This is a genomic window from Stutzerimonas kunmingensis (genome assembly GCF_900114065.1).
In the GTDB taxonomy this organism is placed as follows: Bacteria; Pseudomonadota; Gammaproteobacteria; order Pseudomonadales; family Pseudomonadaceae; genus Stutzerimonas; species Stutzerimonas kunmingensis.
This window is the reverse complement of the sequence record NZ_FORS01000002.1, coordinates 519668-543489: the sequence shown is the minus strand read 5'-3', so window position 1 is coordinate 543489 and position 23822 is coordinate 519668. Positions and strand designations below refer to the sequence as shown.

The 23822-nt window shown below is 62.3% G+C and carries 26 protein-coding genes, 2 tRNA genes and 1 pseudogene; 18 read left to right on the top strand and 11 right to left on the bottom strand.

All coding sequences use genetic code 11. The annotated features are described in order from the left end of the window. Nucleotides 1-172: 172 nt before the first annotated feature. The 8 genes and pseudogenes from hemN (at nt 173) to BM275_RS06995 (ending at nt 8906) form a co-directional block, all read left to right on the top strand. Nucleotides 173-1561 (top strand): oxygen-independent coproporphyrinogen III oxidase, encoded by a 1389-nt coding sequence (gene hemN, locus BM275_RS07030; protein ID WP_090520213.1) that lies wholly within the window; start codon nt 173-175, stop codon nt 1559-1561. Between the two features lie 155 nt (nt 1562-1716). After that, complete coding sequence (locus tag BM275_RS07025) at nt 1717-3354, top strand: VRR-NUC domain-containing protein (RefSeq protein ID WP_090520211.1); 1638 nt, start codon at nt 1717-1719, stop codon at nt 3352-3354. Then, on the top strand, nt 3351-5630 hold the full coding sequence (locus BM275_RS07020) for an ATP-dependent DNA helicase (RefSeq protein WP_090520209.1): 2280 nt from the start codon (nt 3351-3353) through the stop codon (nt 5628-5630). The genes BM275_RS07025 and BM275_RS07020 overlap by 4 nt, the downstream gene beginning before the upstream one ends. 97 nt (nt 5631-5727) lie before the next feature. Continuing rightward, nucleotides 5728-5814, top strand: a tRNA-Leu gene (locus BM275_RS07015). 279 nt (nt 5815-6093) lie between these two features. Beyond that, nucleotides 6094-6498, top strand: coding sequence for a hypothetical protein (locus BM275_RS07010; RefSeq protein ID WP_090520208.1), 405 nt, complete (start codon nt 6094-6096; stop codon nt 6496-6498). Further along, nucleotides 6498-7184 (top strand): RES family NAD+ phosphorylase, encoded by a 687-nt coding sequence (locus BM275_RS07005; protein ID WP_090520206.1) that lies wholly within the window; start codon nt 6498-6500, stop codon nt 7182-7184. The genes BM275_RS07010 and BM275_RS07005 overlap by 1 nt, the downstream gene beginning before the upstream one ends. A 152-nt stretch (nt 7185-7336) precedes the next feature. Continuing rightward, complete coding sequence (locus tag BM275_RS07000; protein WP_090520204.1) at nt 7337-7519, top strand: hypothetical protein; 183 nt, start codon at nt 7337-7339, stop codon at nt 7517-7519. A gap of 132 nt (nt 7520-7651) precedes the next feature. Continuing rightward, nucleotides 7652-8906 (top strand): annotated as a pseudogene (locus BM275_RS06995) (alginate export family protein). A 42-nt stretch (nt 8907-8948) separates the two neighbouring features. Here BM275_RS06995 and arsJ read toward each other — a convergent pair. The 8 genes from arsJ to BM275_RS06955 form a co-directional block, all read right to left on the bottom strand. Beyond that, entirely contained in the window at nt 8949-10163 is a 1215-nt protein-coding gene (arsJ, locus tag BM275_RS06990) for an organoarsenical effux MFS transporter ArsJ (protein WP_090520202.1), read from the bottom strand. Nucleotides 10164-10343: 180 nt separating this feature from the next. Continuing rightward, nucleotides 10344-11348, bottom strand: a complete 1005-nt coding sequence (locus tag BM275_RS06985) for an ArsJ-associated glyceraldehyde-3-phosphate dehydrogenase (protein ID WP_090520199.1) — start codon at nt 11346-11348, stop codon at nt 10344-10346. 25 nt (nt 11349-11373) lie between these two features. Further along, the gene (locus BM275_RS06980) at nt 11374-11700 is read right to left on the bottom strand and encodes a YnfA family protein (RefSeq protein WP_003284967.1); all 327 of its coding nucleotides are present in this window, start codon (nt 11698-11700) and stop codon (nt 11374-11376) included. A 10-nt stretch (nt 11701-11710) separates the two neighbouring features. After that, nucleotides 11711-12205: a cyclin-dependent kinase inhibitor 3 family protein gene (locus BM275_RS06975; RefSeq protein WP_090520197.1), complete on the bottom strand. Its 495-nt coding sequence runs from the start codon at nt 12203-12205 to the stop codon at nt 11711-11713. A gap of 18 nt (nt 12206-12223) precedes the next feature. Then, nucleotides 12224-12937 (bottom strand): arsenical resistance protein ArsH, encoded by a 714-nt coding sequence (arsH, locus tag BM275_RS06970; protein WP_090520195.1) that lies wholly within the window; start codon nt 12935-12937, stop codon nt 12224-12226. A 19-nt stretch (nt 12938-12956) separates the two neighbouring features. After that, nucleotides 12957-13427 carry an arsenate reductase ArsC gene (locus BM275_RS06965; RefSeq protein WP_090520193.1) on the bottom strand — a complete coding sequence of 157 codons (471 nt, stop codon included), beginning with the start codon at nt 13425-13427 and terminating at the stop codon, nt 12957-12959. Nucleotides 13428-13440: 13 nt separating this feature from the next. Further along, nucleotides 13441-13797 (bottom strand): metalloregulator ArsR/SmtB family transcription factor, encoded by a 357-nt coding sequence (locus BM275_RS06960; RefSeq protein ID WP_014820252.1) that lies wholly within the window; start codon nt 13795-13797, stop codon nt 13441-13443. Nucleotides 13798-13807: 10 nt separating this feature from the next. Then, nucleotides 13808-14221: an arsenate reductase ArsC gene (locus BM275_RS06955; protein WP_014820253.1), complete on the bottom strand. Its 414-nt coding sequence runs from the start codon at nt 14219-14221 to the stop codon at nt 13808-13810. Between the two features lie 195 nt (nt 14222-14416). Here BM275_RS06955 and BM275_RS06950 point away from each other — a divergent pair, with 195 nt between their 5' ends. The 5 genes from BM275_RS06950 (at nt 14417) to BM275_RS06930 (ending at nt 18627) form a co-directional block, all read left to right on the top strand. Continuing rightward, complete coding sequence (locus BM275_RS06950; protein WP_090520191.1) at nt 14417-15499, top strand: ArsO family NAD(P)H-dependent flavin-containing monooxygenase; 1083 nt, start codon at nt 14417-14419, stop codon at nt 15497-15499. Nucleotides 15500-15547: 48 nt separating this feature from the next. Then, nucleotides 15548-16627 (top strand): ACR3 family arsenite efflux transporter, encoded by a 1080-nt coding sequence (gene arsB / locus BM275_RS06945; protein ID WP_090520189.1) that lies wholly within the window; start codon nt 15548-15550, stop codon nt 16625-16627. Between the two features lie 157 nt (nt 16628-16784). After that, the gene (locus tag BM275_RS06940) at nt 16785-18095 is read left to right on the top strand and encodes a permease (protein WP_244153863.1); all 1311 of its coding nucleotides are present in this window, start codon (nt 16785-16787) and stop codon (nt 18093-18095) included. Nucleotides 18096-18103: 8 nt separating this feature from the next. Next, a complete protein-coding gene (locus BM275_RS06935) occupies nt 18104-18334 on the top strand; it encodes a thioredoxin family protein (RefSeq protein ID WP_090520184.1) in 231 nt (76 codons plus the stop codon). A gap of 110 nt (nt 18335-18444) precedes the next feature. Continuing rightward, entirely contained in the window at nt 18445-18627 is a 183-nt protein-coding gene (locus BM275_RS06930; RefSeq protein ID WP_014820258.1) for a PLDc N-terminal domain-containing protein, read from the top strand. Here the strand turns inward: BM275_RS06930 and BM275_RS06925 are convergent, their stop codons facing one another. From BM275_RS06925 to BM275_RS22240, 3 genes are all read right to left on the bottom strand, one after another. Then, entirely contained in the window at nt 18628-18873 is a 246-nt protein-coding gene (locus tag BM275_RS06925; RefSeq protein ID WP_090520181.1) for a hypothetical protein, read from the bottom strand. It lies immediately after the preceding gene. A gap of 152 nt (nt 18874-19025) precedes the next feature. Continuing rightward, nucleotides 19026-19099: transfer RNA gene (locus tag BM275_RS06920), tRNA-Cys, on the bottom strand. Nucleotides 19100-19766: 667 nt separating this feature from the next. After that, nucleotides 19767-19907, bottom strand: coding sequence for a hypothetical protein (locus BM275_RS22240; protein WP_167362151.1), 141 nt, complete (start codon nt 19905-19907; stop codon nt 19767-19769). A gap of 29 nt (nt 19908-19936) precedes the next feature. Here BM275_RS22240 and BM275_RS06915 point away from each other — a divergent pair, with 29 nt between their 5' ends. The 5 genes from BM275_RS06915 (at nt 19937) to BM275_RS06895 (ending at nt 23821) form a co-directional block, all read left to right on the top strand. Further along, nucleotides 19937-20692, top strand: a complete 756-nt coding sequence (locus tag BM275_RS06915; protein ID WP_090520180.1) for a hypothetical protein — start codon at nt 19937-19939, stop codon at nt 20690-20692. Between the two features lie 118 nt (nt 20693-20810). Then, nucleotides 20811-21023 carry an AlpA family transcriptional regulator gene (locus BM275_RS06910; RefSeq protein WP_011804751.1) on the top strand — a complete coding sequence of 71 codons (213 nt, stop codon included), beginning with the start codon at nt 20811-20813 and terminating at the stop codon, nt 21021-21023. Nucleotides 21024-21065: 42 nt separating this feature from the next. Continuing rightward, on the top strand, nt 21066-21941 hold the full coding sequence (locus BM275_RS06905) for a ParA family protein (RefSeq protein ID WP_090520178.1): 876 nt from the start codon (nt 21066-21068) through the stop codon (nt 21939-21941). Continuing rightward, complete coding sequence (locus BM275_RS06900) at nt 21925-22173, top strand: hypothetical protein (protein WP_023907650.1); 249 nt, start codon at nt 21925-21927, stop codon at nt 22171-22173. The genes BM275_RS06905 and BM275_RS06900 overlap by 17 nt, the downstream gene beginning before the upstream one ends. Then, nucleotides 22166-23821 carry a ParB family protein gene (locus tag BM275_RS06895; RefSeq protein ID WP_090520176.1) on the top strand — a complete coding sequence of 552 codons (1656 nt, stop codon included), beginning with the start codon at nt 22166-22168 and terminating at the stop codon, nt 23819-23821. Before BM275_RS06900 ends, BM275_RS06895 begins: the two co-directional genes overlap by 8 nt. Nucleotide 23822: the final 1 nt, after the last annotated feature.

Sequence of the window (23822 nt, the reverse complement as noted above, 5' to 3'; positions counted from 1 at the left end):
CCCAACGGTGCGGTTCGGAGTGCCGCCGGGGCGCTATTCTTGATCTGAGACAGTCGGCGCGCCGGACCGAATCGTCCATAATCCGCGCCCATGACCTGCCTGAGCCGGACACACCCCAGGGTGATACCGCGTTCCGCGCCCGACTCCGAATTCAACCTTAGGTAAAACGAACATGGACCAACTGCCGAGCTTCGACCGCGCCCTGGTCGAGAAATACGACCGTCCAGGTCCGCGCTACACCTCCTACCCCACGGCGCCACAGTTTCACCAGGCCTTCGCCCAGGATGATTACCGTGCCGCCGCCGCACGCAGCAATCAGGCGCAAACGCCCAAGCCGCTGTCGGTATACATCCACATTCCGTTCTGCAAGAGCCTTTGCTACTACTGCGCTTGCAACAAAATCATCACCCACAAGACCGAGCGCGCGGTCGAGTACCTTGAGTATCTCAAGCGCGAAATCGCCATGCAGGGCGAACTGTTCGATCGTTCGCGCAAGCTCACTCAGCTGCACCTCGGCGGTGGCACACCCACCTACTTCACCAGCGAGCAGCTGGCCGACCTGATGGCGTGCCTGCATCAGGCGTTCAACATAGATGACAGCGACAACCACGAGTTCTCGCTGGAGGTGGACCCGCGCACCGTCACGCCCGAGCAGATCCACGGCCTGCGCAAGCTGGGCTTCAACCGCCTGAGCTTCGGCGTGCAGGATTTCGACGAGCAGGTGCAGATCGCCGTCAACCGCATCCAGACCGAGGAGCAGACTCGCGAGCTGGTCCAGGCCGCCCGCGACGCACAGTTCAAGTCCATCAGCGTCGACCTGATCTACGGCCTGCCGCTGCAGACGGTCGCCAGCTTCGACACCACGCTGGACAAGATCATCGACATTCGTCCGGACCGCATCGCCGCTTACAGCTATGCCCACCTGCCGGAGCTGGTACGCGCACAGAAGCTGATCCGCCCTGAGGACATGCCACCGCCGGAGCGCAAGCTCGAGCTGCTGGAACTGACCATCCAGCGCCTTACCGCCGCCGGCTACATCTATATCGGCATGGATCACTTCTCCCTGCCGGAAGACGAACTGGCTCTTGCCCGCGCCAATGGCACGCTGCAACGCAACTTCCAGGGTTATTCGACCCACGCCGATTGCGACCTGATCGGGCTGGGCATTTCCTCCATAGGCAAGGTCGCCGACAGCTACAGCCAGAACGTCAAGGAGCTATCGCAGTATTACGCGCGCCTCAACGAGGGCATGCTGCCGGTGCAGCGCGGCTACAAGCTGAGCGACGATGACTGCCTGCGCCGTGACGTCATCGTGTCGCTGATGTGCCATAGCCGCGTCGACTACCGCCAGATCGAACAGAAGCACGGCATCGATTTTCGGGAATACTTCGCCGATTCGCTGGCAAAGCTCGCCGAACCGGTGGCCGATGGCCTGGTCGAGCTGCACGACGATGCGCTGGTCCTCTTGCCGCAAGGGCAGCTGATGATGCGCAACGTCGCCATGGCCTTCGACGCCTATCTCGGCGGCGAGCAGCGCGGTCGTTTTTCGCGCACGGTCTGACCTCGCCAACGACGTCACAGCAGGCGGCGCCTAGCCGCCTGCTGTAGCTGGTGAGACTTCCGCTGATCACCGGGCAATTGCCAAACGCCGCTCAAGCTGTATAAATAGCCAGTCTTTGAGCGGGCCGCGCGCGCCCCAGCTGCAGCGGATGTGCAATGCGTCAGGCCCTGGAAAATCCCTTCTACTACCTCGAAAACTTCCGACAGGTTCTGGCCTGGGTGAGCCGTCACCACAGTGATCTGCTGGATGAAACCGAGCTGGCATTTATCGAGCGTTTCGCCCTGTTGCCGCAGCCTTCCCAGGCGCTGCTGGTGCGCATGGTGATGCGCAAGGGCATGCTGTTTCGAGCAAGCAAGCTGCGCTATCCGGAGATTGGCTGCTCGCGTCGCGCGGTAGAGCCATTGATCGATCTGGGGTGGGTCGATGCGTCTTCGGCCCTGACGCTCGAGCGGCTGTTCGCTTTGCTGACCAAAGGCGAGCTGCTGCAGGTGTTCGGGTCGTCTGCATCAGCCAGCCTGCGCAAGGCCGAGCTGCTGGATAAGCTGCGCGCCGACCACCAGATGGCCAAGCCGTTTCAGGCGTGGTGCAGCCAGATCGAAGACGCTGTATTCGCGTTATGCATAGACGATCTGTGTGAGCGCCTGCGTTTGCTGTTCTTCGGCAACATCCATCAGGACTGGTCGGAGTTCGTTCTGGCTGACCTTGGCATCTATCGTTACGAGCAGGTCGTCTTCTCGCCCAGCTCACGTGCCTTCAACTGTCGCACCGAGCTGGATGCCTATCTGCATCTACATCGTTGCCGCGAGCGTTTCGATACCGGCGAGCCATTGAGCGATGTGCTGGCCGACGTGCCCGAGGTGCCTTATGCCAACGCCTGGCTGGAGAGTCGCCGCGGCAAGCTGCTGCTGCGTATCGCCCAACAGTTCGAGCGCATCGGTGACCTGGCAGAAGCCCTGCGTCTGCATGCCTCCAATGGCTATCCCGGTGCTCGCGAGCGAGCGATTCGTGTGCTCGAACGCTGTGGCCAGCCTGCAGCAGCGCTGGAGCTGCTGGATCAGGCGCAGGCTGTGCCGCAGAGTGAGCACGAACTGCAGCAACTGCAGCGAATCAAGCCGCGCCTGCAGCGCAGCCTGGGTATCCCTACGCTGCGCTCACTCAACCGCAAGCCGGAGCAGCTCGACCTGGTCCTGCCCCGGGCCGGCTGTAGCGTCGAGCATGCGGTGCGCGAGCACCTGTCGACACCAGACACGCCGGTCTACTACGTCGAGAATGCCCTGGTCGGCTCGTTGTTCGGCTTGCTTTGCTGGGATGCGATCTTCGCACCGTTGCCCGGTGCGTTCTTCCACCCTTTCCACTGGGCGCCGGCCGATCTGAATCGTGCGGATTTTCATCAACGGCGCGCCGACCTGTTTGCCGCCTGCCTGGCCTGTCTCGACAGTGACGACTACCGCGACTGCATCTGGCGCACCTTCCAGGCAAAGCTCGGCATTCATAACGCGTTCGTTGCCTGGGGGCTGCTCGACGAGGAGCTGTTGACCCATGCCCTGACGTGCATTCCCGCCGCGCATCTGAAGCTGATGTTTCAGCGCATCCTCGCCGATGTTTGCGGCAATCGTACTGGCCTGCCGGACCTCATCCAGCTGTGGCCCGAAGAACGCCGCTACCGGATGATCGAGGTGAAAGGCCCGGGCGATCGCCTGCAGGACAACCAGAAGCGCTGGATCGATTACGCCCATCAGCACGGTCTGCCGATTGCGGTCTGCCATGTGCAATGGGCTGAGGTCATGGCGTGAGCTATCGGGTCGCGGTGCGCGCGCTCTGCGAATTCACCGCCAAGGTCGGCGATCTGGACCTGCGCTTCACACCCTCGCCCACCGCGCTGGAAGGCATCGCCGGCCACGCCCAGGTCAGCGCCAGGCGCGGCGAGGGCTACGAACGTGAAGTGGCTCTGGAGGGCCAATACGGAAAACTCATGGTGCGCGGCCGCGCCGATGGCTACGACCCGGCGCGGAACCGCCTGGAAGAAATCAAAACCTTCCGCGGGGATCTGGAACGTCAGCCGGCCAACCATCGGCAATTGCACTGGGCGCAGGCGAAGATCTACGGCTGGCTGCTGTGTCAGACGCGCCAGCTCGACGAGGTCGAGCTGGCACTGGTCTATTTCGACGTCGCCAGCCACAAGGAAACCCTCTTCGTCGAACGCCACGGAGCACAGAGCCTGCGCCTTTTTTTCGAAACCCAGTGTCAGGCGTTTCTCGACTGGGCCGAACAGGAACTGGCCCATCGCGACGCGCGCAATCAGGCGCTCACCGCGCTGGGTTTTCCTCATGCCGATTTCCGCACCGGCCAGCGGCAACTCGCCGAGGCGGTGTACAAGGCAGCCTGTACCGGCACCACGCTCATGGCGCAAGCGCCGACCGGTATCGGCAAGACCCTGGGCACGCTGTTTCCGCAGCTCAAGGCGTTTCCCGGCCAGCAGCTCGACAAGCTGTTCTTTCTCGCTGCCAAGACCTCCGGCCGCCGCCTGGCGCTGGATGCACTGCAAACGCTACAGCGCAACGGCGCGGGTGAATTGCGTGTGCTCGAGTTGATCGCACGTGACAAGGCCTGCGAGCACCCGGACAAGGCCTGTCACGGCGAATCCTGCCCGTTGGCGAAGGGTTTCTATGATCGTTTGCCCGCGGCCCGAGCAGCGGCATTGCAGCACAGCATGCTCGACCAAGCGGCCCTACGAGAGGTCGCCCTCGCCCATCAGGTCTGCCCCTATTACCTCAGCCAGGAGCTGGCGCGCTGGGCGGACGCCGTGGTCGGCGACTACAACTACTATTTCGACATCAGCGCCCTGCTCTACGGCCTGACGCTCAACAATGACTGGCGTATCAGCGTGCTGGTGGACGAAGCGCACAACCTGCTCGAACGCGCGCGCGGCATGTACAGCGCCGAGCTCGATCAGCGGGTCTTTGCCGGTCTCGGCGGCAAGGCGCCGGCGCCCTTGAAACGCCCGCTGGGTCGGGTACAGCGCTGCTGGAACGACCTGCATCGCGAGCAGCTGGCTAATTATCAGGTGCAGCCCGAGCTGCCGCTCAAGCTGCTCGGCGCGCTGCAACAGGCCGTCAGCGCCGTCACCGATTACCTTGGCGAACAGCCCGGCGGGCTGGATGCAGAGCTGCAACGGGCCTATTTCGATGCCATGCATTTCTGCCGGATCGCCGAACAGTTCGGCGAGCATTCGTTGTTCGATATCAGCGTGTTACCCGCAACTGGCCGCGGCAAGACCAAGCGTTCGATGCTGTGCCTGCGCAATGTGGTTCCGGCGCCCTTCCTCGCGCCACGGTTAGAACAGGCTCGTTCGACGGTGCTGTTCTCGGCCACGCTCAACCCGCGCCGGTTCCATGCCGATATGTTGGGGCTGCCCACGGGTAGCGCCTGGATCGAGGTCGAATCACCGTTCCAGGCCGATCAGCTGCGGGTGTGCCTGGCCGAGCACGTCTCGACCCGCTATCAGCACCGCCAGGCCTCGCTGGGTGCCGTGGTCGAGCTCATCGCCCAGCAATATCGCGAGCGCGCCGGCAACTACCTAGCGTTCTTCAGCAGCTTTGATTATCTGCAACAGGTCACTACCCTGCTGCGCGTGCAGTATCCGGACGTGCCCTTCTGGGAGCAGACTCGCGGCATGCAGGAAGCGGCCCGCAGTGCATTTCTCGACCGATTCACCGAGCACAGCAAGGGCGTCGGTTTTGCGGTGCTCGGCGGCGCATTCGCCGAAGGCATCGACCTGCCAGGCAACCGCTTGATTGGCGCATTTATCGCCACCCTCGGCCTGCCACAGGTCAATCCGGTCAACGAGCAGTTCAAGGCACGCCTTGAACAGCTATTCGGCCGCGGCTTGGGTTACGACTACACCTACCTCTACCCCGGGCTGCAGAAAGTCGTGCAGGCTGCGGGACGGGTTATCCGCACACAGAGCGATGAAGGCGTCGTGCACCTGATCGACGACCGTTTCGGCCGGTCACAGATACGCCGCCTGCTGCCGAGCTGGTGGCAGCTTTCGTCAGTTTCCAGCGACTGAGGCCACGCAACGGCGCCGTTCGGGTTGCGTGGTGCCCGGAGGCTCGCTATAGTCCTGCGCCGCCGATTCCCCATCGGCGCACTGCTACGCAGCCTCCGCCCGGATGGCGAAATTGGTATACGCAAGAGACTTAAAATCTCTCATCCGAAAGGGTATGCGGGTTCGACCCCCGCTCCGGGCACCAGTCTTTACGCGGCTTTCAGCCTTCCAGCTTTCGCCCTGTCATTTGCGCATTGCTGATCTTTTGCAATTGACCCGAGCACTCCCGTCACTACTGTAACGCCTGGCAAACTCCTTACCCACCGAACGCAATGACCAGCCTGGTTGTTGGCTAAGTTCATATCGAACTTGCCGGCACTTACTGTTGCCGTTATCAATGTCCAGAAAGATAGCGTGTGCGTAATTGCGTCTACAGACACATAAGATGCTATCCTGAGTCCATGGAATTAATCGAGCAATTGCCATGACTGCGACTCTTCAGGCACCCGCGTTTACCAAAGACCAGTGCGCCGCCGGCCTTCGTACTGCGGTGAACATTCTCGATAAATGGCAGGCGTCTACCGAACAGGCCTGTCGGATATTGCGTATCTCCCGCAGTACTCACGCACGGGCCAAACTGCGCAATGCAGATTGGTCGGTCAGTCTGGACCCCGACCAGATGCAGCGCGTCAGTTTCATTCTCAACATCCACGCAGCACTGCGGCTGATCTTCGATAACCCGGAAAACACTTACGGCTTTCCGGCAATGCCCAATCACAACGAATTCTTCAACGGGCGATCGCCGCTGGAGGTAATGGCTCAGGGGGACATGATTTCCCTGTACGAGTCGTTCCGCCGTATCGACAGCCTGCGAGGCGCGCAGTGGTAGTGCCGCAGCGACTGCCGATACTGGCCGATGCCCGGTGCCAGTCGTACCGGCTGGTGAACTCCAAGTATCCTCCCATCGATCTGTTCGATGACGTAGCCGACGCTGAGGAATTTGAAATCCTCTATCAGTTGCAGGCGCTGACAAACCCGAGATTGCACAACGAAACTGGCCGCCTCGAGCTGATTCCTCGGTCAGAAATACCGTTCGGCATTCCGGGCTGCTCCTACGCTACGGCGCCGTTCACCCACGTGAATCCAGCCGGTTCTCGTTTCAGCGATGGCAGCTACGGCGTGTTGTATCTGGCTGACAGCATGGAAACGGCACTGGCCGAGGTGCGGTATCACCAGGAGCACTACTGGTCGAATGTCGTAGGCTTGAACTTCGAGCGGTTCGTTTTCCGCGGGTTGTCATGTCAATTCAACGAGGCCGGGCTGCTGGATGCCACGAGCGTGTCGATGTCGGATCCGATCTACGACGCAGATGATTACTTCCAGTCCCGCCAGTTCGGTCGCCTCGCCAGGCAAGAGGGATTCCCCGGGTTGCGGTATCACTCGGTACGTAGCCCAGGCCGGCATTGCTGGGCACTCATGACGCCGCGGCGCGTACTGTCCATCGTTCAGACCGCACACTACGAGATGATCTGGAACGCTGGCATCACCAGCGTCAGCGCGATCACCGAAGTCTGATGCTGGCGCGTTAGCCGTCTTCTCCTCCCTGCACCGGCCATCCGATTGCGCCGTGCTGCCAAACCGTTGTAACAATCATCGCGCATCGTCTGCTCATGGACTCCCCATGGCGCAAGGACGCTCCACCGAACTCACGACGTGAGGACGCGAACATGAGCAAGCGATCACTCGAAGAACTGGTTACCCGATCGGATATCAGTGCACTCCAGCCCATGGTGCATTGGCGCCGCGGGCGTCGTAACGGTCATGACAAGGCCGGGCCGAACGCTGCCGCACTGATTCAGCGCGCCGCACATGAGATCGGCATGCTGAGAACCGCTGTACACAGCAGCTGAGCTCGACTCCTGTCAGGCCTCGCGAACGGGTCGCAAGGCCTGTTCCAGAGCTTTTCTATGGCCTTGACGGCTGTCAATGGCAAAATAGTAAGCAGCCTATCTTTCGCTCCGATGTCAACCAAGGAGCGGCACATGAAGAACCTGCATCCCCATCATCTGACCCCCTACCTGCTGAGCGCTGGGCTGTTATTGCAGTCCGGCGGTTTTCGCTCAGGAAACCTTCAGCAGCTTGTTCACCGACGCGAAACCGATTCTGGATGTGCGGTATCGCTACGAGCACGTAGATCAGGACGACGCACTTGAGCACGCCAACGCCCAGACGCTGCGCACCCGCGTCGGCTTTCAGACCGGCAAGTGGTACGGCCTGTCGGCTCTGGTCGAGGCAGACAACGTAAGCCGCCTGGGGGATGCCGCCTACAACAGCACACGCAACGGCCAGACCGATTACTCCGTGGTAGCCGACCCCGACGGCAGCGAGATCAACCAGGCGCTGTTGCGCTACGACCACGCGTTCGGCAGCGCCATTGCCGGCCGTCAGCGCATCAATCTGGACAACCAGCGCTTCGTCGGTGGCGTCGGTTGGCGGCAGCACGAACAAACCTACGACGGCGTGCTGGGCCAGCTGCAACCGCTCGACAAGCTGACCCTGACTTACGCCTACATCAACAACATCAACACGATCTTCGGCCCGGGCGACAACCGTTTCGACAATCGCGCCAACCCGGCCAATATCGAAGGCCACAGCCATCTGTTCAACGCCCGCTACGCTCACTCACCGGCGCTGGCGGCCATCGCCTACAGCTATCTGCTGGGACTGGACAACATCGCCACTGCACCCGCCGCTGCGCTCGGCACCCTGTCCAGCAAGACCACAGGTCTGCGTCTGAACGGTGCCCTCCACGGCATCAGCTATGCGCTTGAATATGCACGCCGCCAGGACTACGCCGGCAATCCTCAGGAGCTGAGCAGCGAGTACTACCTGGCCGAGCTAGGCTATGCCCTCAAGGGCGCGACTCTGAAAGCGGGCGTGGAAGTACTGGACGGCGACTCGGGGCCGGGCAATCGCGCCTTCCAGACGCCGTTGGCCACCAAGCACGCCTTTCAGGGCTGGGCCGATACCTTCCTGCTGACGCCGGCGGACGGCGTGCAGGACGTCTATCTCGGCGGCACTTTGCCGCTCTTCGGCGGCACGCTGCAGGCCTGGTACCACGACTTCCGCGCCGAGCGTGGCAGCGAGCAGTACGGGGAAGAGATCAACATCGGTTACAGCCGCGCCGTCCCGCTGGTCAAAGGGCTGGTCGCAACGGTCAAGTACGCCGGCTACGACGCGGACGATTATTCGGTGGACACCGAGAAGCTTTGGGCGCAGCTGCAGTACAGCTACTAAGCGATACGGGTCGGGCGTTCGCGCCCGACCTTCCCTACTCAGCTATTGCGTGTGACGAGGCAGGCGCAGCGAGATAATCGCGGCGAGCAGCACGAAGAGTGACGATACCCACAGGCAAGCCTGCAACCCATAGGCCTGGAACACCCAACCGGAGAGCAGGGTACCGATCAACCGACCCATGGCGTTGGACATGTAATAGAAGCCCACGTCCAGCGAAACGCCGTCTTCCTTGGCGTAGCTGACGATCAGATAGCTGTGCAGCGAGGAATTCACTGCGAACAGCGCACCGAATAGCAGCAGCCCGCCGATCAGCACCCATTGCGGCGAAGCATCAGCTGTCAGGCCCACAGCGATTGCCGCCGGTAGCGCCGCCAGCAGCGCGGCCCAGATGAAGGCCGCACGTCCATCCGGCACGTTGCCGCTGCGCTTGCCGGTAATGGCCGGCGCCATCGACTGGACGATGCCATAGCCGATGATCCAGCAGGCCAGAAAGCCACCGACCATCCAGAAATTCCAGCCGAAGACGGTGCTCAGGTACACCGGTAGCGCGATGACGAACCAGACATCGCGAGCCCCGAAGAGAAACAGCCGCGCGGCCGACAGTACGTTGATTGCCGGGCTTTTGGAGAGGATGTCCTTGAACTTTGGTTTGGCCTTCGCCTTGCCAAGATCCTTTTTCAACAGGACCAGGCTGCTGATCCAGATCACGACTAGCACCGCAGCCATCGCCAGGACCGCGCCGCCGAATCCCAGCAGCGTCAGCAGTGCGCCACCGAGGAAAAATCCCACGCCCTTGAGCGCATTCTTCGAGCCGGTGAGGATGGCCACCCACTTGTACAGCGTGCCCTGCTGGCTGTCGGGCACCAGGAGCTTGATCGAGCTCTTGGCCGACATCTTGTTCAGGTCCTTGGCGATACCGGACAACGCCTGCGCACCCATCACCCAAGGCACCGTCAGCCACGCCGCTGGCACAGTGAGCATCAGCAGCGCCACCACCTGCATCGCCAGGCCAAGGTTCATCGTCCGGTTCAGGCCGAGTCGAGCGCCGAGATAGCCGCCAACCAGATTGGTGACGACACCGAACACCTCGTAGAACAGGAACAGCGCCGCGATCTGCAGTGGCGTGTAGCCCAACGAATGGAAATGCAGCACCACCAGCATGCGCAGCGCGCCGTCGGTGAGCGTGAACGCCCAGTAGTTACCGGTGACGATCAGGTACTGGCGCACCTCAGGGGACAGTCTGGCAAAGGCTTGCATGGTCGGTTCCGGATTGATTGAGCAGGTGTACTGCGCAGCTAGATTGGCGATGGCGTGGCATGCCGAGAAAAGAGTCGGGGATTCGAGTCACGGATTTGCCGTAGGGTGGGCTCCAGCCCACCCTACCTGCCCTTCTTCCATAGCCCGCACCGCTCTCAGTGAACGCCTCTCAGCGGCATCTCACCCTGCCAGCCCCACCATGCGCGCCAGTTCCACGGTGCGGTTGGCGTAGCCCCATTCGTTGTCGTACCAGGCGTAGATCTTCACCTGAGTGCCGTTGACCACCATGGTCGACAGCGCATCGATGATCGACGAGCGCGGGTCGGTGCGGTAATCGATGGAAACCAGCGGCCGCTCCTCATACCCGAGGATGCCCTTCAGCTCGCCCTCTGCTGCGGCCTTGAGCAGCTGGTTCACCTCAGCGGCATCGGTAGCGCGCTCCACTTCGAACACGCAATCGGTCAGCGAGGCATTGGCCAGCGGCACCCGCACGGCATGGCCGTTCAGCTTGCCGCGCAGCTCCGGGAAGATTTCGGCAATCGCCGTGGCCGATCCCGTGGTCGTGGGAATCAGGCTCATGCCCGAGGCGCGGGCGCGGCGCAGGTCCTTGTGCGGCTGATCAAGAATGCTCTGGGTATTGGTCAGGTCATGGATGGTGGTGATCGAACCGTGGCGGATGCCGAGCAGCTCATGGATCACCTTAACCACCGGCGCCAGGCAGTTGGTGGTGCAGGACGCTGCGGTGACGATGCGATGCTGCGCCGGATCGAACAGCCCATCGTTGACGCCCATGACGATGTTCAGTGCTCCCGGCTCCTTCACCGGCGCGCTGACCACCACGCGTTTGACGCCCTGCTCCAGATACTGCTGCAGCATCGCCACGGTCTTCATCTTGCCGCTGGCCTCGATGACCAGATCGCAGCCCGACCAGTCGGTGTCGTTGATCGCCTTGTTGGCGCTGACCTTTACCCGCTGACCGTCGATCACCAGGCAGTCGCCATCGGATCCCGCTTCGTGTTTCCAGCGACCGTGAATGGAGTCGAAGTTGAGCAGATGCGCATGGGTCGCCGCGTCGCCAGCGGGATCGTTGATCTGCACGAAGTCCAGCTCTGGCCAATCCCATGCCGCGCGCAGTGCCAGACGTCCGATGCGGCCGAAGCCGTTGATGCCAACTTTGATGCTCATGGATGACTCGCTTTTGAAAGGTGAATCAGGAAGTTCGTGGCGCAAACATGATGATCGCCATGCCTAGCATCGCCACGGCGCAGCCAAGCAGGTCCCACCAGGTCGGGCGCACGCCATCGACCAGCCACAGCCAGACCAGTGCCACGCCGACATACACGCCGCCATACGCCGCATACACGCGCCCGGCGGCGGTGGGATGCAGCGACAGCAGCCAGGCGAACAGCGCGAGGGAAAGCGCAGCCGGCAGCAGCAACCAGATACTCTTGCCCTGTTTCAGCCAGAGGTATGGCAGATAGCAGCCGACGATCTCCGCTATCGCGGTAATGACGAACAGGCCGAGCGTATTCAGCATGCGAAGCCCGTCATGCGCCGAAGCGTTCGATCCAGCCGACATGCGCCGGATGCTGGATAGCTTTGGGGCGCAACGCCTGGACGCTGGCGATGGCGCTTGCGCGCGGCACGTCGCGGTCTATCAGAATGCGCGCTGCGATCAGGCCCGTACGACCGGAGCCGCCCTTGCAGTGAATGGCGATGCGCTTGCCCGCATCCAGCAGCTCATTGATCCGATCCGTCGACTGTTCCCAAGCCTCGTCGAAGTCCGCCAGCGGCACCTGTTCGTCAGCCACCGGCAGGTGAAACCACTCGAGGCCGCGCTCGGCACAGAGCTGCGCCAGCTGCGTAGCTTCGTTGCGCGCCAGCTCTTCAGCAGGCATCAGGGTGATCAGCGCGTCAGCGCCGGCCGCTTGCAGGGTAGCCAGCGCCTCGTCGACGCTAGTGCCCTTGCTGCCGGGGCACGGTGTGAAGATCAGCTGACCGGCGCTGCCGGGTACATCGAGGATGTCGTAGGGATGGGACACGCGGGCGATTCCTGAAAGTCAGATGGAGCGTTGATTGACGCGACGGGACAGCGCTTCGGCCGACTCCTTGCGTTCCGAATAGCGATCGACCAGGTAGTCGGCCCGGCCGCGTACCAGCAGGGTGAACTTGATCAGCTCCTCCATCACATCCACCACACGGTCGTAGTAGGCCGAGGGCTTCATCCGGCCGGCGTCGTCGAATTCGAGAAAGGCCTTGGCCACCGAGGACTGGTTCGGGATGGTGATCATGCGCATCCAGCGGCCCAGCACGCGCATCTGGTTCAGCGCGTTGAACGACTGAGAGCCGCCACTGACCTGCATGATCGCCAACGTCTTGCCCTGTGTCGGCCGCACCGCGCCCATGGCCAGCGGCACCCAGTCGATCTGCGCCTTGAGCACCGCGCTCATCGAGCCGTGACGCTCCGGCGAACACCACACCTGACCTTCCGACCACTGCATCAGCTCGCGCAGCTCCTGCACCTTCGGATGGCTGTCCGGTGCATCGTCCGGCAGGGGCAATCCGGACGGATTGAATATGCGCGTCTCGGCACCGAAACGCTCGAGCAGGCGCGCAGCTTCCTGTACCAGCAGACGACTGTAGGAGCGCTCCCGGTTAGAGCCATAGAGCAGCAGGATGCGTGGCCTGTGTTCTGGACCTGCCGGCAGAGCAAGCTTGTCCAGGTCAGGCATATCCAGCAGATCTGGGTCGATATTGGGCAGATCGTCGTTCATTAGGCATGTCCTGCTAGGTTCAAAGTGTGCCGATGCGCGCCAGCTCGGTTCTCAGCGTAGCGGCATCCAGCTGAGCGAGCGGTAGCGCGAGAAACGCGGTGAAACGTAGCTTGAGCCTGACCAGCGTGGCATCGAACGCCGCTTTTATTTCCTCGGGACTACCGACGCTCTCGGAAGGATCGGCAAGCCCCCAGTGCGCCTTGATGGCCGGCCCGAAATGCACCGGGCACACTTCGCCAGCGGCCTTGTCGCAGACGGTAATGACGAAGTCGGGATTCAGCGCCTGATGCGCATCGCTGCTCTTGCTATACAAGCCATCAGCCGCAATGCCGGCCCGCGCCAGCGCCTCAAGCGTCAGCGGATTGATATCGCCTCGGGGTACGCTGCCGGCGCTGAACGCGCGCATGCCGGCCGGCGCGAGATGGTTATACAGCGCCTCGGCCAGAATGCTGCGGCAGCTGTTGGCGGTGCAGAGAAAGAGAATGTTCATGGTCGTTCTTGATTCAGGCGCATGAGCTGGCGCGTTCTGGGCGGTTGCGCATACTTTCGAGGCGCTGCACGTTATCGCCCAGCCAATTCTTGTTGGCGGCCAGGATCGGCTGCAGCATGTCGGTCACCCAGTCAGGCAGGTGCGGGTGGAGTCGGTAGTAAACCCATTGGCCCTGACGGCGGTCTTCCAGAATTCCGCATCCGCGCAGCAGCGCCAGATGCCGCGAGATCTTTGGCTGGCTTTCATCCAGAGCACAGGTCAGCTCGCAGACACACAATTCGCCTTCACGGGCGACGAGCAACGCGATCCGCACGCGAGTCTCGTCTGCCAGGCATTTGAATACGGTGGTAGGTGTCAGGTGCTCGACCATTGATATCTTCTCAGCGCTTGTTCTTGACCAACACGAACATCTTGATCCGCTCATGTATCTCGTGAAGCGTGTGCCGGTAAGCATCCGGCTGGTCGCTGGTGGCAGGGTCTTCGAAGTTCCAGGCGATGTACTCGCCCGCACCAGGCAGTGCAAGGCATTCCAACGATGACTTATCACACAGCGTGATCACGAAATCGAACGGTTGCCCTTCCACTTCCTCCAGCGATTTGCTGTGCAATCCCACTGTCGCAACGCCAAGCTGCTCGAGCGCTGCCAACGCTCGTAGATCGACCTGGGTGGGAGCAGTGCCTGCACTGAACGCCTCGAAGTGCTCCGAATCGGTATGCCGCAGCAACGCCTCGGCGAGCTGGGAGCGTGCCGAGTTGGCGACGCAGACGAACAGGACACGCGATTTGTAGGCCATGAAGCCGTTCCCCATAAGATATGCTTGGGCGAATATATTGCTTAGCGCATAAGCAAGTAAAGCTCTCTCTCTCGAGTAGCCCAGCTATTTAGTGCGCGCCGTCAAAGGCGAGTTTGTTGCGCCGGAACAAGAGGCGTATATTCCGCATCGCATATATTTATTCGAACGAATATCCGCCTTTACGGGAGCCGCTTGATGACAGCACCCAATGTTCTCGATGTCATCATCATTGGCGCAGGACAGTCCGCCCTGACGACTGCGTACTTTGTGCGCCGCACGTCGCTGTCCTATCTGCTGTTGGATGAACAGCCCAGTCCCGGCGGCGCATGGCTGCACGCCTGGGAGTCGCTGAGACTGTTCTCACCCGCCGCCTGGAGCTCGATTGCCGGCTGGCCGATGCCTGCTCCGGTCGAGCCGGGCAATCCCACGCGCAGCGATGTTATCGATTATTTGCGACGTTACGAAGATCGCTACCGGTTTCCCATTCAGCGATCGGTTCGAGTCGATACGATCAGCCGCCTCGACGATCTCTGGCGTGTGCAAGCAGGCGATCAGCATTGGCTGGCTCGCGCAGTCATCAGTGCGACGGGCACCTGGAGCAAGCCTTTCATTCCGCCTTATGAAGGGCGCGAGCTTTTTCAGGGTGCGCAGATTCACTCGGCTCACTACCGTGACCCTGGTCCCTTCGCAGGTAAACGGATGATGGTGGTAGGCGGTGGAAACTCCGGCGCGCAGGTCCTCGCCGAGCTATCCAGAGCCAGCGAGACACGCTGGGTCACTCAGGAGCCACCTGCGTTTCTGCCCGACGATGTCGACGGCCGCGTGCTGTTCGAGCGCGCCACCGCGCGCTGGAAGGCGCAGCAGAAGGGACGCAGCATCGACGAGCCGGCCGGCGGCTTCGGTGACATCGTCATGGTGCCGCCGGTGCGCGAAGCCCGCGAGCGTGGCGTTCTGGTGGCCGAGCGCCCCTTCGCGCGCTTCACCGAAACGGGAGTCGAGTGGGCGGATGGGCGTCGTGAGGATCTGGACGCGGTGATCTGGTGCACAGGTTTCCGCCCGGCACTGGATCATCTTCGTGAACTCGGCATCATCGAGGCCGATGGCAAAGTACAGGTAGAAGGCACCCGTGTCGTGAAGCAACCCAATCTCTGGCTGGTGGGCTACGGCGACTGGACCGGCATGGCATCTGCCACGCTGATCGGCGTCACCCGCACGGCGCGAAGTACCGTCGATGAGCTCGTTCAGGCACTTGCCGCAAAGGACCTGCAGCGCCCCTAGCAACCACCGATGCAATCCCGATCATCATGCGAAAAGGTGTAATTAGCGATGTCCAGTCAATGTGAAGTGGCCGGGAAGAAAGCGGCCGGCGTCCCGCTCGGATTCTTCGAGCGTTATCTGACGCTCTGGGTCTTTCTCTGCATCGTTGCCGGCACCCTCCTCGGTCTGGGACTGCCCGCTGCCGCACAAGCGGTCGGCGCGCTGGAAATCGCCCATGTGAACATTCCGGTCGGCCTGCTGATCTGGGTGATGATCATCCCGATGCTGATGAAGATCGATTTCTCGGCGCTGCGGGAGGTTTATGCACAACGGGCGAGCATGGGCATCACGCTGTTCGTCAACTGGGCGGTCAAGCCATTCACCATGGCCCTGCTCGGCTGGGTATTCATAGAGCATGTCTTCGCGCCGTGGCTCCCGGCTTCCGAGCTCGATAGCTACATGGCTGGCCTGATCCTCCTGGGCGCCGCACCCTGCACGGCGATGGTTTTCGTCTGGAGCAATCTCTGCAACGGCAACGCCAATTTCACCCTGACCCAGGTGGCGCTGAACGACGTGGTAATGGTGTTTGCCTTTGCGCCAATCGTCGCCCTGCTGCTCGGCGTGTCGTCGATTCCAGTGCCCTGGGATACCCTGTTGCTATCGGTAGTGATGTACATCGTCATTCCGCTGGCCATCGCCCAGTTCATTCGCGGCAGGCTGATGAAGCGCGGTGAGCGGGCCTTTCAGGCGGCACTGGCGAAGGTGCAGCCATTTTCCATCGTGGCGTTGCTGGCGACCCTCGTCCTGCTGTTCTCCTTCCAGGGCGAAGCGATCGTGGCCCAGCCGTTGATCATCGCCATGCTCGCGGTACCGATCCTGCTGCAAACACTATTCATCGCCGGACTGGGCTACTGGCTCAACCGTCGTTTCCTGGTTCGCCATGATGTTGCCGGCCCTTCAGCGATGATCGGTGCTTCGAACTTCTTCGAACTAGCGGTTGCCGTTGCAATCGTGCTCTATGGTTTCAATTCAGGCGCGGCCCTTGCGACCGTAGTTGGCGTATTGATCGAGGTGCCGGTCATGCTCTGGCTGGTGCGCAGCATCAACCGCAGCTGTGACTGGTACAACCGGGCGTTGCCGGCTGATTGAGCTGGAACCACTCACCTTCGCTTGACCCTGATCAGCAGGGCGGCGCGCAGGCTGACTACCATCGATGCAGACGCCTGAGAGGACCACAGACATGGACAGCCCCGCACAAGAGCAGCCTGCCTCGACCAGTGACACACCACTTTCGCTGAGAGCGCACTTGGCTAACTTCTGGCGGGGCCATCCCACCGAAGCCAAAGTGCTGCTCGGAATGTGCGCGGCATTCCTGCTGATCTTCTTCCTGCCGATGGGCCAGCCCCGTTTCGAAAACGCGGTACTGGAAGGCCTGCGCCTGACGCAGTGGTACGCCCGTGAACATGTGATTCTCTGCCTGCTGCCAGCCTTCGTCATTGCGGGCGCAATGGCCGTCTACATCAGCCAGGGTGCCGTGATGAAGCACCTGGGCCCGGCTTCGCCGAAGCCCGTGGCGTTCGGTGTGGCATCCATCGCCGGCACGCTGCTGGCGGTGTGCTCCTGCACCGTACTGCCGCTGTTTGGCGGCATCTACAGGCGCGGTGCCGGCCTGGGTGCAGCAATCGCCTTTCTCTATTCGGGGCCGGCGATCAACGTCATGGCCGTCGTGGTCACCGCCAAGGTGCTTGGCGCCGAGCTCGGGATCGCTCGAGCCGTTGGCGCCATCGTGTTCGCCTTGGTAATCGGCGCCATCATGCACCTGCTCTACCGCCGCGAGGAGGCTGCACGTGCGGCCAAAAGTGCCCGCGGTTTCGCCGGTGACGACGACGGGCACCCGCTCGGCGACATCGTCGCCTTGTTCAGCTTGATGATCGGCATTCTGGTATTCGCCAACTGGGCCAGCGCGGAGAACTCGGCCTGGATGGCCGTGCATGCCTGGAAGTGGCCAATCACCGCAACCCTCGCCATCTTGCTGGCGTCATTGCTGGTGCGTCGCTGGAACTGGTCGGTACGACCGTTGCTCATGATTGGCGCGCTGGTCGCTGCGAGCGCTCTGCTTGCGCCTCAGTGGCCGGAGCTTGCCATGGTCATAGGCATCGCGGGGTTGATGCTACAGGCCAGTCGCCAGAACGCAGCAAGCCAGGAATGGGTCGGTCAGAGCTGGGACTTCACCAAACAGATCATGCCGTTACTGCTTGGCGGGGTGCTGATCGCCGGCATGCTGCTCGGCCGCCCCGGCCACGAAGGGCTGATTCCCAGCGAGTGGGTCGTCTGGGCTGTGGGCGACAACAGCTTTACGTCCACCCTCCTCGCCTCGGTCCTCGGCGCCTTCATGTATTTTTCTACTCTGACCGAAGTACCCATCGTGGAAGGTCTGTTGGGCGCAGGAATGGGCAAGGGCCCGGCACTGGCAATCCTTCTGGCGGGGCCTGCGTTGTCGCTACCGAACATGCTGGTGATTCGTACCGTGCTCGGCACGCAGAAAACGATCGTGTACTGCTCGCTGGTAGTGGTCATGGCCACGCTCAGCGGCTATCTCTATGGCCAGCTGATGTGAGGACGACAATGAAACTGACTGTTTATGGGTCTGGCTGCGCCAAGTGCCAACAGCTTTCCGCCAACGCCGAAGCTGCCGCGCGGCGACTCGGGCTGGAGTTCGAGGTCGAGAAAGTCACCGACGTAAACGCCATCATCGACGCGGGCGTCATGCGCACCCCTGCGCTCGCAGTTGATGAGGATATTGTCGTGGAGGGCAAGGTGCCAAGCAGCGATGAGCTTGAGCAGCTGCTGGGCTGAGTGATCTCGTCGCAATGCTGCAATGCGGCACGACTGTCGAACGGAACCGTCCTGTGCAGTTCACGGCCTCATAGTTGAACTGTCAGGAGGAGCGAGAAGTGTCCGATTCGATGACGTACCTGGCCATAGCGGCCGCGGTAGCGCTGATAGCCGCGAATCTGCTTGCGATCATCAGCGTCTTCAAAAGTGAGCGAACCGTAGGCGCAAAGGCGCTTTGGGCAATCGGTATTGCCGTCTTCCCGATACTGGGACTGCTGTTCTGGCTGCTGGTCGGCTTGCGCCGGGCGCGCTGATCAGGGCTTCAGCCCCAACAGATACAGCGCTTTGCCCAGCACCCTTACCGAATCGGCATGTTTGCCAGCCTGATGCAGCTGCTCGCCCTCAGCACGCAACTCACGAACTTGCTGCAGCGTAGCGGCCTCCTTGGGCGGATTGGTTTCGAGCTGCTCATCAATCTTGGCCATGTCCATGGGACAGTGCATCGCCAGCAGCGGCGTGCTGAACAGGACGGCAAGGGTAAAAGCTGTGAGGCGTCGCATGGCTGTTCTCCTCGCGCGAAAGGCGCTCTCGAAGTATAGATAGCCTTTACGGAGTCGCTCGTTGCCAAACTAATTGGCGTATCAAGATGCCTGGCTTTTAGCCGCGTAAAAGAAAAAGCCCCAAACAACTAGTTGCTTGGGGCTTTTCAATATGGAGGCCGATGTCGGAATCGAACCGGCGTACACGGATTTGCAATCCGCTGCATAACCACTCTGCCAACCGGCCTCAAAACGAAGGCGCCGCATGATTACTGCGGCGCGATCTACAAACTGGAGCGGGAAACGAGACATTTACTAGGCGCGTAAGTCGTTGTTTCCCGAACACTTTCTTCGCCGAGGTGGCCAGCGAAGACCTTAATTGTAGCCTTGTTTTTCGTCCCCGGCAACAAGTTCGTCCAAAGAAATCCATCGACGTCCAAAGACGCACACTCCACGCACCAGACCCGCACCCCGCACATCGCCATCCGCGTGGACTCGAACTAGCACCCCATATCCCGTTCTCTGCTTCTGCATCTTTACCGCGATGCCGACTAGGCAGCAGGCTTCCGATGTCGGGGCAGTTCGGATGCCAACGTGGAAAGGCGCGCACCGCGCATCGCGGCGCCATCTGCGCAAGCCACGCCGGAAGAACGCACACCCTAGCCATGGTGCGTCGGCGCGCGATTCTTTATGGATATATCAGGATGCCGGGATGAGCATGACGGGAGCGCATTCGCTGCGTCCGGCTTGACGTTGGATGACGATTGCCATCCCCTTCGCACCCCTTGAGACCGTTGGCATATCAGGCCATACCCAGACGGTTTTGCAGGGGCCGCAACTTCTTACGACCCTGATAGCGTGAGCGTCACTGTCGAGCCTGCGTCCTGATGCTCGACCTTCTAGTCGATGAATTTTTACACATCGAGCACACGACGGCTACCAGTAGCGCCGACTGGTAAGAGGTACTCAAGCCCAATGACGAAGCCGCCCTCGGGGCTCGCTTCCTGCACAGACAACACACCGGCCATGAGGTCGGCGGCAAAGGAGTCGGCCATGTAGTTCTTCTCCTGGAAGGAGACGGAGCATGCAAGAGAACAAGAATGATGCACCCACATCAAAGGTGTTCTATCGCCCGATCGAAGCGTCCATCCGCTGGGCCGGGCTGCTGCGGTACGAGCAGGTGATTCTGGCCTCGATTTCGTCGCCCCGGAACCTGCCACTTTCGCTGGACTGCCCACGCTGGGGCGAACTGCGGCTGTACACCGAACGCATCTATGACGGCATCCTCAATGGGGAGCTGCCCTTCGGGCAGGACGGCATCACGACGCACGACACCGAACTGATCGACTCTCTCGATCTCACCGTCCGCCATGTCGATCTAAAGCGCTGGATGCGCCAGCAATACCCCGAACAGCGACCAGGCTTTCTCTTCTCCCGCAGCGAGCGCATCACCCATCCCTTCATCTCGCTAGAGACTGGGCAAGCCATGCTGGTTGAGCAGCTCGCCCTGAAATCCGCCTTGGAACAGTCCAAGCGCCAACTTCGCGAGCTGCAGGACAAGCACGACGCGCTGCTCAAGCAGTCCACGGTGATTCCCGCCTGCGCGCAGTGCCCGATCAGCGATCGGGCCGAGGCCACCTACCTGAACATCATCGGGGGCATGCTGGAGCTGATGCTCGGCCAGTCGCCCTCGGGCATGCCGTACTCCAGCTTCAAGACGCAGGAGGCCGTGGTCAGCGCACTGGTCGCCCATCACCACGGCGTCATGGGGATCGCCGAGCGGACGTTGAACGGAAAGTTCGCCACGGCCAGACGCCGGCTGCATAGCGCCACGCTCTGAGGATTGCCAGCTTGTATGTGCAGTCGCGGAGATTGCATTTGCAATGTCTTTCCGCAGCCGTGTCTATTGAATAGAGGTCACGCCAACAAACGCCACTGAGCGTTCAGGAGTGACCGCCATGTCGCAAACACCTGTACTGCCGCCGAACGAGCGCCGTATCCTGCGCCTTGATGAAGTCGAAGCCAAGTCCGGCTTCAAGCGCGCCCACATCTACAACCTGATGAAGAAGCGCCAGTTCCCGCAGGCGCTGCGCCTGGGTGTGCGCGCCGTCGGCTGGGATTCCATCGAAATCGATCAGTGGATCGCCGAGCGCGTCAACAACCGGGCCTGACCCGTTCTCCCGCGGACCTTCCATCCTCACACGGAGAACGCCATGCAGGTTGTATCCATCATTTCAACGAAAGGTGGCGTCGGCAAGACCACCACGGCCGCGAACCTGGGCGGGCTCGTCGCCGACGCGGGGCTGCGCGTGCTGCTGCTCGATCTCGACGTGCAGCCCACCTTGTCGTCCTACTACGAACTAGGACACCGCGCGCCTGGCGGCATCTATGAACTGCTGGCCTTCAACGAGCGTGACCTCGGCCAGCTCGTGTCCCGCACAATCATTTCGGGCCTGGACCTGGTGCTGTCCAACGACCACCGGGGCGAGTTGAACACCTTGCTGCTGCACGCGCCGGATGGACGCCTGCGGCTACGGCACCTGCTGCCGGTCCTGGCCCCCTTCTATGACCTGGTGCTGATCGACACCCAGGGCGCGCGCTCGGTGCTGCTGGAGATGGCGGTGCTCGCTTCCGATCTCGCGCTGTCACCCGTGACCCCGGAAATCCTCGCCGCCCGCGAGCTGCGGCGCGGCACCATGCAGTTGCTGGAGGACATCGCACCGTACCGGCACCTCGGCATCGAGCCGCCACCGCTGCACCTGCTCATCAACCGCGTCCACCCCTTGTCGGCGAACGCCCGGCTGATCCAACAGGCCTTGCGCGACCTGTTCCAGGACCACGCCGGCATCCGCGTGCTGACCACCGACGTGCCGGCCATCGAAGCCTATCCGCGCGCCGCGACGCGCGGCCTACCAGTGCATCGGGTCGAATACCGCCAACCACCGGGCAGAGTCGCCCCCGCCGCGCTCGACACCATGCGCGGCCTCGCCGGCGAGCTGTTCCCGCAGTGGCAACACCGATTTGCCGCGGTGTCCGGCCGTTCGCCAGTCCCTCTTGATACCGGGAGGCCCCATGGCGAACGCACATGAACTGGCCCGAGGGCACAAACGGCTGCGCGCCCTGATCGAGTTCGCTGTCGGTGAAGGCTGGCACGTCAAGCGCACGCCGGGCGGCCACCTCAAATTCACCAAGGCAGGCTGTGCCGCGATCTACACCAGTTCGACGGCCAGCGACCACCGGGCTGCCCTCAACGCCCGTGCGCAGATCCGCCGCGCCGAGCGCGAGGCCCGATCCCAAGCGCAGGGAGGCAGCCATGGCTGAGATCACCTCCCAGCAAATGGCAGGCAAGCTGCTCGCGGCCGGGTTCGAGCGCAGCGGCCCGGCCGCGTCGGCCTTGAGCGACCCGATCGCCGACACACCCATGGTCGTGACCCTGGACCAGTTACGCCCCTACGACCATGACCCGCGCAAGAAGCGCAATCCGGCCTATGAGGAAATCAAGGCATCCATCCGCGAGCGTGGTCTGGATGCGGCACCGGCCATCACCCGACGGCCTGGCGAGGGCCACTACATCATCCGCAACGGCGGCAACACGCGGCTGGCGATCCTGCGCGAACTGTGGTCGGAGACCAAGGACGAGCAGTTTTTCCGCATATCGTGCCTGTTCCGGCCGTGGCCCAGCCGCGGCGAAGTCGTCATGCTGACCGGCCACCTAGCCGAGAACGAACTGCGCGGCGGCCTCACCTTCATCGAGCGCGCCCTCGGCGTCGAGAAGGCGCGCGAGTTCTACGAGCAGGAAAGCGGCGCCGCCCTGAGCCAGTCCGAACTGGCCCGCCGCCTGGCCGCCGATGGCTTCCCGGTCCAGCAGTCGCACATCAGCCGCATGAACGACGCGGTGCGCTACCTCCTGCCGGCGATCCCCGCCGTGCTCTATGGCGGCCTCGGCCGCCACCAGGTCGAACGCCTGTCGGTCATGCGCAAGGCCTGCATGTTCGCGTGGGAACGCTACGCCAAGGGCCGCACGCTGGTCCAGGACTTCGACGAGTTCTTTCAAGAAGTCTTGTCGCAGTTTGATGTACAGGCCGACGAGTTCTCCGCGCAGCGCGTACAGGACGAGCTGATCGGTCAGATGGCCGAGCTGCTGGGCGTCGATTACGACGTGCTCGCGCTGGACATGACCGAATCCGAGAGCCGCCAGCGCGCCCTGGTCAGCGATCCGACGCCATCCTCGACACCGCCCGCCTTGCCGGAGCCTGGGGTTATCGGGCGCCCACCTGCCAACGCCTCTCCGCCCACCACAGGGCCAGCATCGGCAGCGCAGCCTGCAGGCCCTGCGTCTCCCACCTCAACGCGCGAGAGCGACGCAGATGCCAACGAGGCGGGCACGGCCAGTCCGACAGCGAACGACCACCTGCTTCAGAAGCACATCGTCTCACCGGCGCCAACGACCGAACGGCTCCAGTCCATCCAGCGCATGGTCGCCGACCAGTTGGGCGATGCGCTGCCGCCCGACTTCTCGGCGAACGTCTTGCAGTCCATCCCCGTGCAGGCCGGCGGGCTCTATCCGATCTCTGATGTCTGGTACATCGACGCGAGCCTGGACACGCCCGAGCGCCTGCGCATCCACGTCGCGCAGTTCGCCCGCGAGATCGCGGGCGAGGCCCGCCTGGACGAGTGCATCGATGACCGTCCAGACGGCATCGGTTTCGCCTGCCGTACCCACGCCCAAGACCCGGGGCCGCTGGGCCGTGCCGTCCTGGCGCTGCTGGCATGCCTGGCCGGTCAGCAGCCCGCCGACGTCGGCTTGGATAACAGGCAATTCGTCATCGACCTGTCGGCGCTGCTGCACGGAAAAGGCGACGCAACCCGGCGACTGAGCGACACCGCACTGGTCAAGCTGTTCCGGCTGCTGCGGCTGGCCCGCCGTCTGCTCGACCTGAACGCCGGCGCTGCGGACCCTGGAAAGTGAC

Excerpts from the sequence above, each read along its gene's own strand:
- hemN (WP_090520213.1), top strand. The coding sequence starts at position 173 with ATGGACCAACTGCCGAGCTTCGACCGCGCCCTGGTCGAGAAATACGAC.
- arsB (WP_090520189.1), top strand. The coding sequence starts at position 15,548 with ATGTCCAGTCAATGTGAAGTGGCCGGGAAGAAAGCGGCCGGCGTCCCG.
- arsJ (WP_090520202.1), bottom strand. The coding sequence starts at position 10,163 with ATGCAAGCCTTTGCCAGACTGTCCCCTGAGGTGCGCCAGTACCTGATC.
- BM275_RS06905 (WP_090520178.1), top strand. The coding sequence starts at position 21,066 with ATGCAGGTTGTATCCATCATTTCAACGAAAGGTGGCGTCGGCAAGACC.
- BM275_RS06985 (WP_090520199.1), bottom strand. The coding sequence starts at position 11,348 with ATGAGCATCAAAGTTGGCATCAACGGCTTCGGCCGCATCGGACGTCTG.
- BM275_RS06960 (WP_014820252.1), bottom strand. The coding sequence starts at position 13,797 with ATGGTCGAGCACCTGACACCTACCACCGTATTCAAATGCCTGGCAGAC.
- BM275_RS07010 (WP_090520208.1), top strand. The coding sequence starts at position 6,094 with ATGACTGCGACTCTTCAGGCACCCGCGTTTACCAAAGACCAGTGCGCC.
- BM275_RS06980 (WP_003284967.1), bottom strand. The coding sequence starts at position 11,700 with ATGCTGAATACGCTCGGCCTGTTCGTCATTACCGCGATAGCGGAGATC.
- BM275_RS06900 (WP_023907650.1), top strand. The coding sequence starts at position 21,925 with ATGGCGAACGCACATGAACTGGCCCGAGGGCACAAACGGCTGCGCGCC.
- BM275_RS06915 (WP_090520180.1), top strand. The coding sequence starts at position 19,937 with ATGCAAGAGAACAAGAATGATGCACCCACATCAAAGGTGTTCTATCGC.
- arsH (WP_090520195.1), bottom strand. The coding sequence starts at position 12,937 with ATGAACGACGATCTGCCCAATATCGACCCAGATCTGCTGGATATGCCT.
- BM275_RS07000 (WP_090520204.1), top strand. The coding sequence starts at position 7,337 with ATGAGCAAGCGATCACTCGAAGAACTGGTTACCCGATCGGATATCAGT.
- BM275_RS06895 (WP_090520176.1), top strand. The coding sequence starts at position 22,166 with ATGGCTGAGATCACCTCCCAGCAAATGGCAGGCAAGCTGCTCGCGGCC.
- BM275_RS06950 (WP_090520191.1), top strand. The coding sequence starts at position 14,417 with ATGACAGCACCCAATGTTCTCGATGTCATCATCATTGGCGCAGGACAG.
- BM275_RS22240 (WP_167362151.1), bottom strand. The coding sequence starts at position 19,907 with ATGGCCGACTCCTTTGCCGCCGACCTCATGGCCGGTGTGTTGTCTGTG.
- BM275_RS06930 (WP_014820258.1), top strand. The coding sequence starts at position 18,445 with ATGACGTACCTGGCCATAGCGGCCGCGGTAGCGCTGATAGCCGCGAAT.
- BM275_RS06955 (WP_014820253.1), bottom strand. The coding sequence starts at position 14,221 with ATGGCCTACAAATCGCGTGTCCTGTTCGTCTGCGTCGCCAACTCGGCA.
- BM275_RS06935 (WP_090520184.1), top strand. The coding sequence starts at position 18,104 with ATGAAACTGACTGTTTATGGGTCTGGCTGCGCCAAGTGCCAACAGCTT.
- BM275_RS07025 (WP_090520211.1), top strand. The coding sequence starts at position 1,717 with ATGCGTCAGGCCCTGGAAAATCCCTTCTACTACCTCGAAAACTTCCGA.
- BM275_RS06925 (WP_090520181.1), bottom strand. The coding sequence starts at position 18,873 with ATGCGACGCCTCACAGCTTTTACCCTTGCCGTCCTGTTCAGCACGCCG.
- BM275_RS06910 (WP_011804751.1), top strand. The coding sequence starts at position 20,811 with ATGTCGCAAACACCTGTACTGCCGCCGAACGAGCGCCGTATCCTGCGC.
- BM275_RS06965 (WP_090520193.1), bottom strand. The coding sequence starts at position 13,427 with ATGAACATTCTCTTTCTCTGCACCGCCAACAGCTGCCGCAGCATTCTG.